Raw genomic sequence first — 16,337 nt, 5'->3', positions numbered from 1 at the left:
CAAGCCCAGCAACTTTCTATGCGACTTCCCCGGTTTTTGATTTTGGTTGTGCTCCTGTCCGGCCTGGTAGCAGGGCCCACAGAGGCCGTAGCCGCGCCGCCTTCCCAGATGCAGGTAGCCCGGCAGTTTCTGTTGGCGGTGTTGCGGGGTGATTATGCTACTGCCTACGGCCTGCTGGCCCCAGAGGTAACGCAGGCAGTGTCGCAGAAGCAGTTTCAGGCTGCGGCTCAATCTCTGTACCAGGCGGGGCAGCACTACCAGCCGGCGTTTGAGCTATACAAGTTTGGCTTGCGGGTAGGGGAGGGCGAAGATGTGCGCCGCTTTTATGCTTTCACTTTTAAAGCCGATACGCTGGCGGCCACCCCGCATGTGCAGTTGGATGTGTCGTTCCGGGATGCGGCCGCTACCCGGGTGCTGTTTTTTGGGTTGATTCCGATACCACCACCACCTACTTCGGCTGCTACGGGGCGCTAACCGGGCAAGGAAATTTTGCCGAGTGAAACCGCCGGTACCGCCTGGGTGCCAGAGCCAATGGTGCGGGGTTCCCCAACCAGCGTTTCGTTGGCCAGGGTGGCAAACAAAACCGCTTCTTTAGCATCAGGCTGAATCCCCAGCACGGCCGTGGAGCCCAGCCGGCAGAGCGGCAGCCGGGCCTGGAGTGCCGCTAAGAGAACGGGGTTGTGCAACCCGCCCCCGCTGATATAAATGGGCAAGGCAGGGTGCAGTCCTAAGCGCTGCCGCACGGCGCGGGCAATTCCTTCCGCGCTCAGGGCAGTCAGCGTAGCCAGCAAATCGGGAGGAGAGAGATGCTGCGTATGGCTGCGCTCCTGTGCGGTCCGCAGGTAGGCAAGACCAAACAGCTCGGGGCCGGTGGTTTTGGGCAGCTTGGCCTGAAAAAAGGAATGCTGTAGTAGCTCCGTTAGCAGGTTTTCCTGCACCGTTCCCTGGGCGGCCAGCATTCCATCGGCGTCATAGCTAAGGCCCGGGTAGTGCTGGCGTACCACGGCATCCAGCAGGGTATTGGCCGGGCCGGTATCCGTGCTGAATACGGCCGTGGCATCCAGCGAGCCGGGTAGATAGGTAAAGTTAGCAATGCCACCCAGGTTCAGCAGGAGCCGGTCTTCGCCGGGTTGCGAGAAAAGCAGATAGTCACCGTAAACGGCCAGCGGGGCACCTTCGCCCCCGGCGGCTACGTGCTTTTGCCGAAAATCACTCACGGTCAGAATGTCGGTGCGCACGGCCAGGTGGTCAGCGTCGCCGAGCTGCAGGGTAGCGTTAGGCCAATCGGGCAGTTGGTGCTGGTGGCGCGGGGCGTGAAAAACCGTCTGGCCATGGCTGGCAATAAGGTCTACTTCGGCTGGGGGCACCTCCCAACGCTGCAGGCATTCCAGCACCAGCTCCCCGTGCAACGTGCCCAGCCAGGCGTGTAGCAGGGTGAGGTGCTGCAGATCTACCTGCTGCCGGGCAAACACCTGCTGAATGCGCTGCCGGGTATCCGTTGAATAGGCTACCGTAGCAAACTGCTCTACCGTAATCTGCGTAGCCGGGCCATGACCCGTAAAACGGCACAACGCCACATCCAGGCCATCCAAAGAAGTGCCCGACATCAGCCCCACAATGCGCCGGGATGGTTGCTGCGCCAGGCGGCATAAGCGGGTGAGCTGGGCATTCATAGTTAATAGTTAACAGCGAATCTGAGGTTAGCGGTAGAAAAGTTTGTCATTCTGAGTTCAGCGAAGGACCTTCTCACGCATCAACGAGTCGTTTGTACGATTATCGTTCAGCCATAAGAAGGTCCTTCGCTGGGCTCAGAATGACAGGTAGGTTGGAGCTGGTGAAGCTATGCCTGCCTTCACTACTCAATCTTTTTTCCGGCCATGGCCTGCTTGATGGAGATGTTCATCACCCGTTCGGCGAAGGGGCGCGTCAGTTCCTCCAGCTCATCAACCGCCTTTAGAATGGTGTCTTTAGTGTTTGTAGCCAGGGCTTCCCGCAGGCGCTCGGTGGAAGCGGCCGTTTCGGTTATTTCTTCTTCCGTCAGGTGCTGGTTATTTTTCTCCACGAAGCGCTCCACCTGGTACAGCATCTGCTCGGCCACGGTACGGGCTTCAATCACCATGCGGGCGGCCACATCCTCGCGGGCGTGAGTGAGGGAGTCCATCAGCATCTGTTCCACCTGCTCATCAGTAAGGCCGTATTGGGGCTTGATTTCCACGGCCTGGCGGGTGTTGGAGCGCAGCTCAATGGCCTCCACTTTCAGAATACCATCGGCATTCAGAATAAAGTTTACGTCCACTTTAGGCAAGCCGGCGGGCATAGCCGGAATACCGCGCAGATCAAACTCAGCCAGCTTACGGTTTTCCTTTACCAGGTCACGCTCGCCCTGGTACACGGAGATTTTCAGGTTTACCTGCCCGTCTACGCTGGTGGTGTACTGGCGCCCGGCTTTGGTGGGAATTTTGGAGTTGCGGGGAATGATGGGGTCCATCAGGCCACCCAGGGTTTCAATGCCCAGGGTAAGCGGGGTTACGTCCAACAGCAGCACGTCGCGGCGGTTGCCGGCCAGAATATCCGCCTGAATAGCGGCGCCCAGGGCTACCACTTCATCGGGATTCAGGGAGTTGTTGGCGGGCTGCTGGAAAAACGCCGAAACTGATTCGTAGACCAGCGGCACGCGCGTGGAGCCACCAACCAGCAAAACGGCGTCGAGGTCCTGGGGCGTGAGTTTGGCATCGGTCAGAGCCTGACGGCAGGAAACGATGGTGCGCTCTACCAGCGGCTGGGCAAGCTCATTGAACTTGGCTTTGGTGAGCGGCAGCATGGTGCCGCCAAACTCAGCCTCAAACGTATCAGCCCCGCTTAACTGGCGCTTGGCCTGCTCGGCCAGCAGCCGCAGTTCCTGCTGGGCCATGGGGTTCTGAAACAGGAGGGTGGAAAGCTGATACTCACTGGCCCAGTAGTTATAAATCAGGCGGTCCAGGTCGTCGCCGCCCAGATAGGTGTCGCCGTTGGTGCTGAGTACTTCAAAAATGCCCTGCTGAATGCGCAGAATGCTAACGTCGAAAGTACCACCTCCCAAGTCATACACAGCCACGGTTTTCTCTTCTTCGGGCGAGAGGCCGATACCGTAGGCCAGCGCGGCGGCCGTGGGCTCGTTTACAATGCGCAGCACTTCCAGCCCGGCCAGGCGGCCGGCGTCGCGGGTGGCCTGGCGCTGAGAATCGTTGAAATAAGCCGGCACGGTAATAACGGCCTTGTTCACGGGCGTTTTCAAAGCGTGCTCGGCCCGGGCCCGCAGCTCCTTTAGAATCTCAGCCGAAAGCTCAATGGGCGAGTAGAACTGGTCGCCCACCCGGATTTTCACGAGGCCTTCGGAGTTATCATCAATTACCTTATAGCCCAGATCTTCGGCGTGCTCGCCCAGGTCACGGTAAGACTTGCCCAGCAGGCGCTTCACCGAGTAAATGGTGTTCTGCGGATCGGTGAGCAGGTATTCCTTGGCATCGGTGCCCACAATGGGCGTTTCTCCACCCTGAGGGAAGTGTACCACCGAGGGTACAATGGTGCCCCGGCCCATATCATTAATGGCCACTGGCTGGCGGGTTTCCGGATGAATGTAGGCTACCAGCGAGTTAGTAGTGCCCAAATCAATACCTACAATAATTTCTTCCTGCTGCAGACTCCCGGTAGAGAGGTTGATTGCGACTTTAGCCATAAGGTGCGGCGCGCCACAAAGGGCACAAGCGAAACGGGGGTGAAAAACAGATATCTGACAAACCGCTTCGGGGGCACAAAAGTAACGAAGAAATAGCGGCTGCCCCCTCCAGATGCGAGAGGAAGTGGTTTTGAAGGCAAGTTCAATTTTTTTTCAAAAAAATTGAACTTAACCAATCTGTTTACGGGCGCTTGCTCGTAAGTGAATTACCGCTAGAAGCAAGATTATATACTGAGCCTCAGTTTATACCCGGTTCTGAGCGGTATGCTGCTTTTGGTACCTGCGCCCCGCCTCTATCCCACCTCTGTTGTAACTGTTGTTTGCCTGGCCCATCCGTGGGCTGGCTGTCGTGTATTTTTTATTCCTCCCAAACCACACTGTGTATGAACATGATTACTCGTCCGCTTTTATCACTGTCCCTAATGGCAACAGGTGCGCTAGGCCTGGCCGTCTGGAGTGGGCAGACCACTACGCTGGAAGCCTCCAGCCACCGCGAAGCCCCCCTGATTGCCGATGATCCGCTGGCAGACAACACAGACTTATATGCGTTTCGCAGCCCCAATGCCCCGGAAACGGTAACTATCATTGCCAACTATATTCCGCTGGAGCTGCCGCAGGGCGGGCCAAACTATAACACGTTTGGGGAGAATGTGCGCTACGAAATCCACATTAAAAACAAGACCACTACTACGGGGGATGATATTACCTATCGTTTCACTTTCACCCGCGAAAATGAAGATCCTACCACGTTCTTCAACATCCGGCTGGGCAAGCAAAACCTGAAGACCACTTACAAATGTGAGATGAGCACGGGTGGGGCCGCCTTTACCACCTTGGTAGCCAATGGTAAGGTACCACCCACCAACATTGGGCCGCGCTCTATTGAAGATGCTACCGTAGGCCTGGGAACTACCTACGACAAGCTGATGAGTGATGCTATTGAAGAAGTAAGCGGCATGAAAATCTTCTGCGGCCCGGTAGATGATCCTTTCTTTGCTGATCTGGGTGGTATTTTTGATCTGGGAGGTATCCGTAGCGCCGCTGGTGCCCGCGACGGACTGGCCCGTAAAAACACCCACGCCATTGTGCTGCAAATCCCTATTGCCACGTTGCAAAAGGATGGCAAAGCAGTGGGTAGTGCCAAGAATATTCTGGACGCCGACTACGTAATTGGCGTATGGGCCTCGGCCAGCCGCCCCAAACTCCGCACGCTGAATGCCGATGGCACGCAAACGCATAGCGGTGACTGGGTGCAGGTATCGCGCCTGGGTATGCCACTCACCAACGAAGTAATTGAACCCATTGGTCAGAAAGACCACTGGAATGCTCTGACGCCCTACACCGAGGACAAAGCCACGGAAGAAAATCTGGTTAACCCGGAGCTGGCGCTGTACATGGATGACAGTAAGTTTGGCGGTGCCGTGCCCGGCCTGAAATCCTTGCGCATCCAAACGGCTTCTTTACAATCTTTCGATTTCCGGAATACCAAAGACGGGGTTTCAGCACTGCTGGGCAATGCTGCCACGGCTGGTACTGCTTTTGCCAAGTCTGCTGATGGTGGTTTTGGCGAGTACCTGCTGCGCGCCGGCAAACCCCGCTCGGTAGATATTCTGCCCATATTTCATACGGGTGTGCCTAATTTGCCCCCCTACCAGCTGGCTACTGGCAAACCGGCCCGCAGCCCCCTCTCAGCCGGCAAACCCTTCATCAACAATTTCCTGCCGAATACCGGAGCCAACACCACCGGTGGCGACATGCTTCGTCTGAACATGGCCGTGCCCGCTACCGCCCGTAACTCGGCCGACTTCAGCTCCGAGGGCCTGTTAGCCGCCGCCGTACTGGGCCTTACGGATGCTCGCTACAACAAGGATGCTTCCCTGCAGGCTATTCCTAACATGGATGGTTTCCCGAACGGACGCCGTTTGGAAGATGATGTAGTGCGGATTGAGCTGCAGGCTGTGGGAGGCATTGCGCTGGCAGCTATTGGCCTGTTCTATGATGACTACTCTGCCACCGCTACCAACCCTGTAACCCAGGATCTGCTGAATGTGCTGACTTTTACCACAGGAGTAGAGAAAAACGATGCGGAGTTTAAAACCGTGTATCCCTATGTACAAACGCCTTGGCGCGGTACGTCGGTGGGCAGTGACATAATAACAGCCAATGCAGCACCCGGCAGCTCCGGCTTAAACATGCAGGCGCCTCTCATGGCGCTGTCCCAGAACTACCCAAACCCCTTTGGCGGCAAAACCACATTCCTGTATAAAGTAACCGTGAAGGCTCCGGTCACGCTGTATATCAGCGACCTGACCGGTAAGCGCGTTGCTACTCTGTTGCAGGAAGAAGTGCGTAAGCCCGGCACGTATGAGCTGAAATGGGATGCTTCCTCGCTAAAGAAAGGCCTGTACATTGCTACAATGTCATCCGGCGGAGAAGTAATTCAATCCGTGAAGCTGTTGCACACGCGCTAAGCGAAATAGGGCTTATCAGTGGTTTTTTATGGTATGCCTTGGCAGCCGGGTAGTAAAATGCCCGGCTGCCAGTTTGCGTACTGATTTGGTAACGCTTTAAACGTTTGTGCTTTGCGAAAATATTTCTACCCTTCTTTGCTGCTTCTGTTTGTTGCGGCAGTGGCCGCTGTCTTGTTGCTGCGACGGTCTGAGCCGGTGCCGCACTTAAAAAACCGCCACGGAGATTTAGCAGTCGGCAGCGAATGGATTAACACCAAAAATGCGGTGGCCGGCTTACAGGCCCGCCTGCGCACCCACCCCGATGACTACGAAGCACAGCTGCAGCTGGCCCAGGCCTACATGCAGGAAGGTCGTGTAACCGGTGACCATGGGTATTATGATGCCGCGGCGGTAAAGTTGCTGAATCAGGTGTTTCAGGCCCAGCCCGAGAACTTTGAAGCGCTGTGCTGCAAAGCGTCGCTCAGCCTCACCCAGCATCACTTTTCAGAAGGCTTGGAGCTGGCCCGCCGCGCGCAGGCCCAAAACCCGTACAGCGGCTTTGTTTACGGCTTGCTGTGCGATGCGAATGTGGAGCTGGGCAACTACCCTGAAGCCGTACGGATGGCCGACAAAATGAATGCCGTACGCCCCGACCTGCGGGCTTATGCGCGGGTGTCGTACCTGCGGGAGATTCATGGTGACCTGCCCGGCGCTGTAGAGGCCATGCGCCTGGCTGTACAGGCGGGGTATGTAGGCCTGGAGCAAACAGAATGGGCGCGCGTGATGCTGGGCCATCTTTATGAGGAAACCGGTAGCCTCGATCTGGCCGATCAGCAATACCGGCTGGCTCTGCAGAACCGGCCATCCTATGCCTACGCGCTAGCGGGAATAGGGCGGGTAGAACGCGCCCGGCGCCAGTACCCGGCGGCAATTAAACATCTGGAGCAGGCCCACGCCCTGGTGCAGGACTACGCCTTTATGGAAGAGCTGACGGACCTTTATCGTTTGAATGGCCAACCAGAAAAAGCCACCGCTGCTGCCCGGGATGCTATTGCCCAGCTGGATGCCAGCTCCCAGGCTGCCGATGCCGACGAGAACGTTGGCCACTACGTAGATCGGGAGTTGGCCCTGGCCTACCTGAAAATCGGCGAACTGGACAAAGCGCTGGCACATGCCACCATTGAGTATAAGCGCCGCCCCGATAACCTTGATGTGAATGAAACCATGGCGTGGGTGCACTATAAGCGCGGCGAGTATGCGCAGGCCGCCAGATTTATGCAAACTGCCCGCCGAACTCATTCCCAGAACCCCACGCAACTGTGCCGCGCCGGCCTAATTGCTCTGAAAACCGGGAAGGAGGCCGTTGGCCAGCAGCTTATCCGCCAGGCGCTGGCCATTAACCCGTATCTGGAAACGGAATTAGCTACCGAGGGCCGTAAGCTACTGGCCATTCGCTAGCTCCTGCATAAACCTGTGCTGTGTTTGGATCGATGTTTCTTTCATGTACCAAAGCTGCCCAGTGGCGGCGGCTGGTACTTATTGGATTAGCGCTGTTTTTGCTGCCTCGGCTGGGCCAGGCGCATGTGCTGGATGTAGACCTGAGCAAACTATCCCGCACTGATATTGTGCTGACATATCTTCGGGTGGGGTTCACGCATATTCTGCCGCTTGGCCTCGACCACATTTTATTCGTGGTAAGCCTGTACCTGCTGGAGCCTCGGGTGCGGGCCGTGCTGTGGCAGGTCACCGCCTTTACAGTAGCGCACTCCATTACGCTGGGGCTGGCAATATATGGCCTCATTGCGCCACCTGCAGCCCTGGTTGAACCTATTATTGCTTTGTCCATCCTATTTGTGGCTCTTGAAAACATCATCATAGCACGCCTGAACCCGTGGCGGCTGGCAGTTGTGTTTGGATTTGGGTTGATTCATGGAATGGGTTTCGCCAGCGCCCTCACTTCTGTAGGACTTCCCCGAGCTTCTTTCCTGGAGTCTCTGATAGCCTTCAATGTGGGTGTGGAATTAGGCCAGGTATCCGTTATTTTACTGCTCTACCTGCTGATTGGGCGGTGGTTCGCGACCAAGCCGTGGTACAAGCAGCGTATTGTAATTCCGGCCTCTGTTGCCATTGGCCTTATTGCCGCCTACTGGACGGTAGCACGTATTTTTTTTCCGGCGTAGGCTCAATTCAATAAAAAAAGCTCCTTCCACTATTAGGAAGGAGCTTTTCTTTAGCCAAAAATCAGGCGGTTCTACCGCACCAGAACTTTGCTGCTGCGGTTCAGTTCGGGAACCGAAAGCTGATATACGCCGGCCGGCAAAGTCGTCACTTTCAGGCGCAGTTCATTAGAGCCGGCGTAAAGCTGCTCGGTCTGGGTATGTACTAGGCGCCCGGTCAGGTCATAGAGCCGCACGGTAACCGTACGCTCGGCCGGGGTTTGCACCGTAAACTCAATATGCCCGGCAGAAGTAGGGTTCGGGTACACGGAGAGGCCGGTAGTGAGGTCGGCCTTGGCTCCCTGCTCGTCGGTGGGGTTGGTGCCGCGGGCCGTCATGGAGCCTACCACGGCCGTGGGAGCTGTGTAAGTGGCTTTCACGAAGGCACGCTGGGCAGGGTTGGTGGTGCTGGCATTCTTCGCCTTCAGCGTAATCCAGCCGGCGGTGCTGGGCGTATACGTGCCGGTGAGGGTGCCCGTGCCGGTTTTGCTGCTTACCAGCGTACCGGCGCTGTTGTACAGCGCAATGGTCAGGCTGCGGGTAGCATCGGTGGGGTACAGTGTATAGGTAATAGTTTTGCTGGCTGCCGAATAAATGCGGCCGGCCGTGCGCAGCGCCGTAGAGGCGGCCGGCAACTGCCCGCCCTGCTTCAGGGAGGAGGCATGCGAGTCGCCCAGATCATCGGCCAACTCCCATTCCTGCGTGGTGCTGAGGGCGGCTTTGGTATAATTGGTGCCAATGCCGGTGGGCGCCCACACCGAGTAGCCGCGGCGGCCGCCGCTGGCCGTGCCGTTGCAGGGCGGCGTGTTGATGGCCACCGTCTGCGAGCCGCTCACGGTAACCGTGGCGGTGCCATTGGCGCCGGAGTAATCCTTCAGCACCGTGCCGGGCGCAAAGTCGCAGCTCACGGTGGTGTTCTGCCAGGTGCTCCAGTTATCGTTGATGCCGATAATAGCCTTGGTGCTGCGCTCAATCACAAGGTGGTCGGCAGCCTGGCCGCGCACTTTGTAGGCACCGTCCTTGAAATGCAGGTTCTGGTGGCACCAGATTAGGTTTTCCAGGTCGGAGCGGGTGGGCAGGTCGGTGGTGCTGGTGGGCTGGTGCACAAAACGCTTGCTGGTAGTGCCCACGTTGAACAGGTCTTCAAAGAAAATCTGGGGCGAGCCATCCAGCGCCAGCGCCGCGGCGTAGGCCGCCGAAAGGCGTCCATCGGAAGGGTCGATATGGGGCGCCAGTTCCGAGCCGGTGTTCCAGCCGGTGTAGTTACCGTTGGTATCGGTGGTGGGGCGGAAGGTGTCGTGGTTGTTCACGAAAGGCACCGTGCGGTGCACGTAGGTGCCCCCAATGTTAACCACGCGCGTGCCCTGCTGGTAGCCGGGCAGGCTGCCCAAATCAAAATTGCCGCCCTGGCTTACAATGTTGTAAATGCCATTGCGCAGGGAGAAGTCGAAGGTGCCGGCGCGATTCTGCACGTTGGCTACCCAGCCGTCCATCTGGGCGGAGGAGCCTACCCATTCGCCTACGGCAAACATAGTAGCGCCGCCATTCGCCCAGCCGGCGTTGCTTTGCATGTTGTAGAGGAAGTCCTCCATGGCAAAGTCGGGGAAGTGCTTCACGGCATCCAGCCGCACGCCATCAAACCCTACCTGCTTTTTATACCACACCAACCAGTCACGGGTGTTGTTGCGCATGTAGTCGGCGGTTTGCGTGGGGTTGTAGGTGGCGTTGGAGCTTTGGCCGTAAGAGCCGTTGTAGTAGCTCACATCGGGACCGAAGTACACGGCATTCCAGTCGCCGGAGGTGGAGTTGTTGCCGGGATTGGGGTTGAAGTTCTGCCAGTTTTTGGAGAAGCGGCCGTTGCGGGCCAGGTAATTAGCGGCGTCTTCGGCCGCAGCCGGCTTGGTGTAGCTCACATACCGGAAGTTTTTGTACTTGCTAGTCGTGTAGTCTTCCCAGGCCGCCGGGTCCTGGCCGCCCGCGCCAGACTGCGAGCCGGCGCCATCTACGTGGTTCAGGACAATATCCTGCACCACTTCAATGCCGTTGGCATGCAGAATGGCTACGGCGCGCAGCAGCTCATCTTTGGTGCCCAGGCGCGTACCTACAAAGCCTTTTTGGTACTTATCGCCCAAATCGTAGTTGTCGAAGGGGGAGTAGCCATTGCCCTGATTACCATTTTTAACCGATGGCGGCAGCCACACGGCATCAATGCCCATGGCTTTCAGGCGCGGTGCCAGCTGCGCAATGTAATTAGCCCAGCCGTTGGGGTAGTTGCTGTTCCAATAGTCCCACCAGAAACCCTGGAGGACAATTTTCTGGGCCTGGGCCGGGCGGTTGGCGCCAACCAGTAGGCAGCCAAGAAGACACAGGAGGGCAGCTGCCCTCCTGAAAGGAGTACGCGTGTGCATAAGCAGTGGGAATTGGGGAGTGGGAAAAGAGAGATTATTCCCAGATCGGGGGGTGGCCGATCTGGGGTTCTAAATTAACAAAATACTATTCTCTTATTGTGGATAGGAGCTATATAAAATTTGGATGGTCAAAACCCAAGTGCTTCTGATTTGAATTATAAGGCGGCTATATATGTTTAGCTCACTACCTACCCCTGGTACATCCCACCCATCAGCCGTTTTTTACGTATAGTCGGCATTACTTCTGCTTACACAGAAAGTACCTAACCCCGACCCAACCAGAATACCTGATATGGAAAAGCCAAGTGTTATTCGCCGGAATCGTCTGAAGCGCCGGGCGCGTCGGGCAGCACGTCGTATCCTGCCATTCGTAGCTTCGCTATTTATGGCTACTCCTTTGGCTACGCCCATGGGCTCTACCCAGGCTCGCGCTACTACTGCTGAACACCGTTTGCCAACCGCTGCTGAACTGCGGGCCAGCGCTTTTGCCCAGACTACCCGCCAGCTGTATAAAGAGCTGGGCGTAGAAGCCACCGGCCTGCGCTATGCGGTGTTTGAGAAGGCCCTGACGGGCTACCTTAATCTGAAAGGTGACGGTAAGCTAAGCGAAGACAAGCAACTGCTCACGGTCATTGACTTTGAGAAGCCCTCCACGGAAAAGCGCCTTTGGGTGCTGGACCTGGCCCACAAGCAGATTCTGTTTAATACGCTGGTGGCCCACGGGCACAACTCCGGCGAAAACGTAGCTACTTCCTTCTCCAACGAGAATGAGTCTAACATGAGCAGCCTGGGCTTTTATGTAACTCAAGGCGAGTATTACGGCAAGCACGGCCGCTCCCTGAAGCTGCAGGGCGTAGACGAAGGCTACAATGATAACGCCATGATGCGCTCCGTGGTTATGCACGGTGCCGACTATGTCAGCGAAGACTTTATTAAGCAGTTCGGCCGCCTGGGCCGCAGCCTGGGTTGCCCGGCCCTGCCTATGGATCAGTACTCCCAGATTATTGATACCGTGAATGGCGGCACCTGCCTGTACCTGAACGGCTCCGATACCTCCTTCAACTCCCGCTACCTCAATAAGGACGTAGCCATGGATACTTTCTTCAAGGAAGGCGCGTTGATTTAAGCTGCCCTTACCCCCAATAAAAAGCCCGCTTGCAGCAATGCAAGCGGGCTTTTTGTGTTTTAAGCTTTAAAGCGACAAGCCGAATTTCTTGCCTACCGTTTCCAGGTCCTGCACTACCGGCGTCAGCAGCGGAATACCATCCAACAGGCGGTGGGCGGCGGTTTCGCGCTCCGGGTCGCCAGGGATGAGCACCTGCTGGCCGGGCACGGCGCGGGCGTTGCGGAAGGTGGTAATCCAGTTATCCATGTGTGCTTTGAACTCGGCGGCGGGGCGGAAGGCATCTACGCGCATGGCGCCAAAGAAATGTCCGATGCCCTGGCCCACTGGGTCGGCGGGGGGCTGCAGGAAGGCTACGAAGGGCGGCACCCAGGGGCCGTAGTTAGCGCCGGAAAGCACAGCGGAGAAGATATCTACTACGCTGCCCAGGCAGTAGCCTTTGTGGGAGCCGGTTTCGCCGCCCAGGGGCTGCAGCGCGCCGCCGTCTTTCAGCTCGTTGGGGTTGGTGGATGTGTGGCCATCTTTGTCCTGAATCCATCCAGCCGGGGCGGGCTGATTTTTGCGCTGCAGGATTTCCAGCTTGCCGTTGGCGGCCGTAGTCGTGGCAAAATCGGCCACAAAATCAGGCTGGTCGCCGGCGGGAATAGCTACCGCAATGGGATTGGTACCCAGTAGCCGGTCCAGGGAGTGAGTGGGGGCTACCAGCGGCGAGGCGTTGGTCATGGCCAGGCCAATCATATCATGCGGCAGCGCCTTCATGGCGTGGTAGCCCGCAATACCGAAATGGTTGGAGTTGCGCACCGATACCCAACCCGTACCAGCCTGTTGCGCCTTCTCAATAGCCACCTGCATAGCCTTGGGGCCTACTACCAATCCCAAACCACCATCCCCATCCACCACGGCGGTGCTGGGCGTTTCGTACGTCACACCTACCCGCGGCGTAGCATTGATGCGGCCGGCTTCCCACAGGCGCACATACCCAATAAGGCGGGCTACACCGTGAGAATCAATGCCGCGCAAATCAGCCGAAAGCAGCGTTTCCGTAGCCAGTGTGGCGTCATCATCGGGGCAGCCCATGCTTTTGAAGACGGACTCAGTAAAAGAAAAGAGGTGGTTATAGGAGAAGGTTGAGGTCATAGAGAGAGTATTCAGAAATTCAGACAGATTAGACCGCCGCCCGTCATGCTGAGCGCAGCCGAAGCATCTCGCTAGTGTGGTGTTCAGTGATTAGCACTGCAACTCCAGCACGCGAGATGCTTCGGCTGCGCTCAGCATGACGTTCTGTAGCTGACAGCGTTATCAGCAAACGACATTCCCGTGGTACTACTGAGCCAGCATTTCGCTCAGCAAGCCTTCTTTCAAAGCATAAGTCGAGGCCGTGATAGAGCGGAAGTTGTAGGCGTTCAGCACAGAGTCAATCAGCACGCAGGCCACTACAATCATATCGGCGCGCAGGGGCGTCATGCCAGGCAGGTCCAGGCGGCCGGCGTGGTTGAGCGTGAGCAGCTGGTGGTAGCTGGTTTTGAAGCTTTCGTAGGCAATAAAGGTGGCCGGCTCGGCTTTGCCCACCAGTTCGGGTTGGCCGGTGCGGGCCGCCTGCAGGTCGCAGAGGGTATCGAAGGTGCCGCTGGCGCCTACCAGGCCCACGGGTTGGTACTGATGGATGGCGGAGGTGAGGGGCGCCAGCACTTCGGCCAGGTAATTTTGCTCAGCCTTGATGTCGGCCTCGGAAAGTGGGTCGTGGTTGAAAAACTTATCCAGCAGGCGCTGGGCACCAATCTCAAAGCTTTGCTTCCAGAAGGTGCGGTAAGCATCGGCAATAATGAATTCCACGGAGCCGCCGCCAATATCCATGAGCAGGTGGGGGGCATCACCCAGCGGCACCGCCTGCCGGATGCCCTTGGCAATGAGCTCCGCTTCCCGGTCGCCGGGAATGATATCCACTTTAATACCCGTTTGGTCGAAGATGTCTTCGACCAGGTCCGCACCGTTGCGGGCCACGCGCACGGCGCTGGTGGCCGTAGCGCGTACTTCCGTTACCTGGTGCAGCTCAATTTCTTCCTGAAAAGCGGCCAGCGTATGCAGGGCCCGGGTGTAAGCAGCGGGGGCAATTTCTCCATTGCTGATGCCGCCTTCGCCCAGCTTTACGCCCACTTTGGTACGCATCAGCACCACCGGCTCCAGATGGCGCGGCTCGGGCAGCTCCACAATCAGCAGATGAAAGGTGTTGGTGCCCATGTCAATCAGGGCGAGGCGGCGGTGTTTGGAAGGAGGGGTCATCAGGAAGTCAAATACAGGCCGCTAATTAGGAAACACCAGGACGCAATAGGTTACTGCTAGGCCGAAAAAATACGACTGAAGCGGCCGCTAAGCCGGGCTGGCAAACCGGCAGAACGTGCCCAGCGGCAGCTTGCGCGCCGCCTGGTCGTGCAGATAGATTTCCCCGATTTCGCGTGGGCCGGTAGTAGGCGGGAAGATGTCGGTTACGAGGTTATCCAGAATGAGAGCTGAAAAACCCAGGGAATACAGGTTGATGAGGAAAAAGTGGTCCTGCGGATCCAGCAGCTCTTGGCAGAGCTTCATCATTTCATTCAGCTCATCCTCCAATTGCCATTTTTCGCCGTTAGGCCCCCGGCCGTAGGCGGGTGGGTCCAGAATGAGGCCCTGGTATTTGCTGCCACGCTTTACTTCGCGCCGCACATATTTCATAGCATCTTCTACCAGCCAGCGTACCCCGTCCAGATTAGAGGCTTCCATGTTGTCGCGGGCCCAGAAGTTTACCTGCTTCACGGAATCCAGGTGCGTAACATCGGCACCGGCAGCGCGGGCGGCCAGGGTGGCGGCGCCGGTGTAGGCAAACAGGTTCAGCACGCGCGGCACGGCCGCTTTGCGCAGCTTGGTTTGCTGGTAGATAAAGCGCCAGTTGGGGTCCTGCTCCGGAAACAAACCCACGTGCTTGAACGACGACAGCCCCAGCCGAAACCGCAGCTTCAGCCCGTCCTGCTCGTAGTTAATCACCCATTGCTCGGGGGTGCCGGGCTTTATTTTCCACTGGCCGCGCTCCTGGCTGCCTTTTTCACGGGTGAAGGTAGCATGGGCCCGGTTCCATTCTCCCGCCGACAGCTTGGGGTCCCAGATAGCCTGGGGCTCGGGCCGGGCCAGGATATGCTGCCCAAATCGTTCGAGCTTTTCAAAGTTGCCCGAGTCGATCAGCTCGTAATCAGGCCAGTTGCCGGTGGTCAGGAAAGAATACATAGGATACGTGCGAAACCGCTCCGGGGCGGGCCGCCAAAGGTAGGGCATTGCTGGTTAAATGGCGGCAGAAGCAGCGTCGGCCGCCGCAGAGAAAAGGTATTTTCAGACGGCATTAATTTCCGTGGCTAACCTGTATCTTACTGGGTCTCCGGCTGCTGGTGCGGCCTGCTTTTCACCCCGGCCGGAAACGGCATATTCGCGGTAGCTTTGCAGCCGAAAAGCAGAGACGTTATTAGGAGGCCCACGCCTTGATTATCCACTCTGCTTATTCCTACCACACACCTATTATGAATCTGCATTTCCATAAATACCAAGGCACCGGCAATGATTTCGTGATGATAGACGACCGGGCCCGAAAGTTTGACGCGGCCAACCATGCCCTAGTGCGCCGCCTCTGCGACCGTCGCCTTGGCATAGGGGCGGATGGCCTGATTCTGCTGCGCAAGCATTTCGACTACGATTTCGAGATGGTGTATTTCAATGCCGATGGCTACGTGGGCTCTATGTGCGGCAACGGTGGGCGGTGCACCGTGGCTTTTGCGCAGTTTCTGGGCGTGATAGAAAATGCCTCCATCTTTCTGGCCGCCGATGGACAGCACGAAGCCCGCCTGGATGCCGATGGTACCGTACACCTGCGCATGCAGGATGTGCTGGGGCAGCAAGAGATAGAAGAGGACGGTATTTTTCTGGATACCGGCTCGCCTCACCTGGTGCGCTTTATGCCCCCTAGTACCTTGGCCGAGCTGAATGTATTTGCCGAAGGCCGCGCCATTCGCTACAACGAGCGGTTTCGGGAGCGGGGCACCAATGTCAATTTTGTGGAAGCTCCTTCCGGCCCGGCCCAGCCCTGGCAGGTGCGTACCTATGAGCGCGGCGTGGAAGACGAAACGTTTTCCTGCGGCACCGGCGTAACGGCCGTAGCCCTGGCCGCTTCCCGGCGTGGCGCCGCCAGCCCGGTGCATCTGCGCACCATTGGCGGCGACCTGCGCGTCACGTTTGAGGCCCACCCGGATGGCTCCTTCACCCATGTGTTCCTCAGCGGCCCCGCCACCCGCGTCTTCGAGGGCACGATTGAAGTATAGCGTGTATCAATACACACCATAGGAAGCACAAAACTTCTGTCATCCTGAGCTAGCGAAGGACCTTGTCACGTTAGCACGAGTCATTTTT

At 57.5% G+C, this 16,337-nt stretch carries 12 protein-coding genes; 6 read left to right on the top strand and 6 right to left on the bottom strand.

Annotation, left to right across the window (positions count from 1 at the left end):
• The first annotated feature begins 48 nt into the window (after window positions 1-48).
• Window positions 49-474 carry a hypothetical protein gene (locus PK28_RS15455; protein WP_156126428.1) on the top strand — a complete coding sequence of 142 codons (426 nt, stop codon included), beginning with the start codon at window positions 49-51 and terminating at the stop codon, window positions 472-474.
• Here PK28_RS15455 and PK28_RS15450 read toward each other — a convergent pair.
• Together PK28_RS15450 and hscA are read right to left on the bottom strand one after the other, a co-directional pair.
• Complete coding sequence (locus tag PK28_RS15450) at window positions 471-1,673, bottom strand: anhydro-N-acetylmuramic acid kinase (RefSeq protein ID WP_044515372.1); 1,203 nt, start codon at window positions 1,671-1,673, stop codon at window positions 471-473. The two genes, PK28_RS15455 and PK28_RS15450, sit on opposite strands and share 4 nt — an antisense overlap.
• 182 nt (window positions 1,674-1,855) lie before the next feature.
• A complete protein-coding gene (gene hscA, locus PK28_RS15445; protein ID WP_044515369.1) occupies window positions 1,856-3,715 on the bottom strand; it encodes a Fe-S protein assembly chaperone HscA in 1,860 nt (619 codons plus the stop codon).
• 422 nt (window positions 3,716-4,137) lie between these two features.
• Here hscA and PK28_RS15440 point away from each other — a divergent pair, with 422 nt between their 5' ends.
• From PK28_RS15440 to PK28_RS15430, 3 genes are all read left to right on the top strand, one after another.
• Entirely contained in the window at window positions 4,138-6,186 is a 2,049-nt protein-coding gene (locus PK28_RS15440; protein WP_044515367.1) for a DUF4331 family protein, read from the top strand.
• A 135-nt stretch (window positions 6,187-6,321) separates the two neighbouring features.
• Window positions 6,322-7,623 (top strand): tetratricopeptide repeat protein, encoded by a 1,302-nt coding sequence (locus PK28_RS15435; RefSeq protein WP_044515365.1) that lies wholly within the window; start codon window positions 6,322-6,324, stop codon window positions 7,621-7,623.
• Between the two features lie 32 nt (window positions 7,624-7,655).
• Window positions 7,656-8,345 (top strand): HupE/UreJ family protein, encoded by a 690-nt coding sequence (locus PK28_RS15430; protein ID WP_044515362.1) that lies wholly within the window; start codon window positions 7,656-7,658, stop codon window positions 8,343-8,345.
• Between the two features lie 71 nt (window positions 8,346-8,416).
• Here the strand turns inward: PK28_RS15430 and PK28_RS15425 are convergent, their stop codons facing one another.
• Window positions 8,417-10,789, bottom strand: a complete 2,373-nt coding sequence (locus PK28_RS15425) for a T9SS type A sorting domain-containing protein (protein ID WP_044515360.1) — start codon at window positions 10,787-10,789, stop codon at window positions 8,417-8,419.
• A 385-nt stretch (window positions 10,790-11,174) separates the two neighbouring features.
• Here PK28_RS15425 and PK28_RS15420 point away from each other — a divergent pair, with 385 nt between their 5' ends.
• Window positions 11,175-11,915: a murein L,D-transpeptidase catalytic domain family protein gene (locus tag PK28_RS15420; RefSeq protein WP_071885160.1), complete on the top strand. Its 741-nt coding sequence runs from the start codon at window positions 11,175-11,177 to the stop codon at window positions 11,913-11,915.
• Between the two features lie 66 nt (window positions 11,916-11,981).
• Here the strand turns inward: PK28_RS15420 and PK28_RS15415 are convergent, their stop codons facing one another.
• The 3 genes from PK28_RS15415 to PK28_RS15405 all read right to left on the bottom strand — a co-directional run bounded on the left by PK28_RS15415 (window position 11,982) and on the right by PK28_RS15405 (window position 15,167).
• The gene (locus tag PK28_RS15415) at window positions 11,982-13,049 is read right to left on the bottom strand and encodes an Ldh family oxidoreductase (protein ID WP_044515356.1); all 1,068 of its coding nucleotides are present in this window, start codon (window positions 13,047-13,049) and stop codon (window positions 11,982-11,984) included.
• Window positions 13,050-13,235: 186 nt separating this feature from the next.
• Complete coding sequence (locus PK28_RS15410; protein WP_044515352.1) at window positions 13,236-14,192, bottom strand: Ppx/GppA phosphatase family protein; 957 nt, start codon at window positions 14,190-14,192, stop codon at window positions 13,236-13,238.
• An 87-nt stretch (window positions 14,193-14,279) separates the two neighbouring features.
• A complete protein-coding gene (locus PK28_RS15405; protein ID WP_044517353.1) occupies window positions 14,280-15,167 on the bottom strand; it encodes a class I SAM-dependent methyltransferase in 888 nt (295 codons plus the stop codon).
• Between the two features lie 287 nt (window positions 15,168-15,454).
• Between PK28_RS15405 and dapF the strand changes: the two genes are divergently transcribed.
• Window positions 15,455-16,249, top strand: a complete 795-nt coding sequence (gene dapF / locus PK28_RS15400; RefSeq protein ID WP_044515349.1) for a diaminopimelate epimerase — start codon at window positions 15,455-15,457, stop codon at window positions 16,247-16,249.
• The last annotated feature ends 88 nt before the right edge of the window (window positions 16,250-16,337 follow it).

Source organism: Hymenobacter sp. DG25B (assembly GCF_000801315.1).
GTDB lineage: Bacteria > Bacteroidota > Bacteroidia > Cytophagales > Hymenobacteraceae > Hymenobacter.
Note: the sequence above shows the minus strand (reverse complement) of the source record. Positions and strands in the feature narration are given on the sequence as shown.

Bases quoted from the DNA above. Each gene is read 5' to 3' on its own strand.
- PK28_RS15450 (WP_044515372.1), bottom strand. From the start codon at position 1,673: ATGAATGCCCAGCTCACCCGCTTATGCCGCCTGGCGCAGCAACCATCC.
- hscA (WP_044515369.1), bottom strand. From the start codon at position 3,715: ATGGCTAAAGTCGCAATCAACCTCTCTACCGGGAGTCTGCAGCAGGAA.
- PK28_RS15440 (WP_044515367.1), top strand. From the start codon at position 4,138: ATGGCAACAGGTGCGCTAGGCCTGGCCGTCTGGAGTGGGCAGACCACT.
- PK28_RS15430 (WP_044515362.1), top strand. From the start codon at position 7,656: ATGTTTCTTTCATGTACCAAAGCTGCCCAGTGGCGGCGGCTGGTACTT.
- PK28_RS15425 (WP_044515360.1), bottom strand. From the start codon at position 10,789: ATGCACACGCGTACTCCTTTCAGGAGGGCAGCTGCCCTCCTGTGTCTT.
- PK28_RS15420 (WP_071885160.1), top strand. From the start codon at position 11,175: ATGGCTACTCCTTTGGCTACGCCCATGGGCTCTACCCAGGCTCGCGCT.
- PK28_RS15415 (WP_044515356.1), bottom strand. From the start codon at position 13,049: ATGACCTCAACCTTCTCCTATAACCACCTCTTTTCTTTTACTGAGTCC.
- PK28_RS15410 (WP_044515352.1), bottom strand. From the start codon at position 14,192: ATGACCCCTCCTTCCAAACACCGCCGCCTCGCCCTGATTGACATGGGC.
- PK28_RS15405 (WP_044517353.1), bottom strand. From the start codon at position 15,167: ATGTATTCTTTCCTGACCACCGGCAACTGGCCTGATTACGAGCTGATC.
- dapF (WP_044515349.1), top strand. From the start codon at position 15,455: ATGAATCTGCATTTCCATAAATACCAAGGCACCGGCAATGATTTCGTG.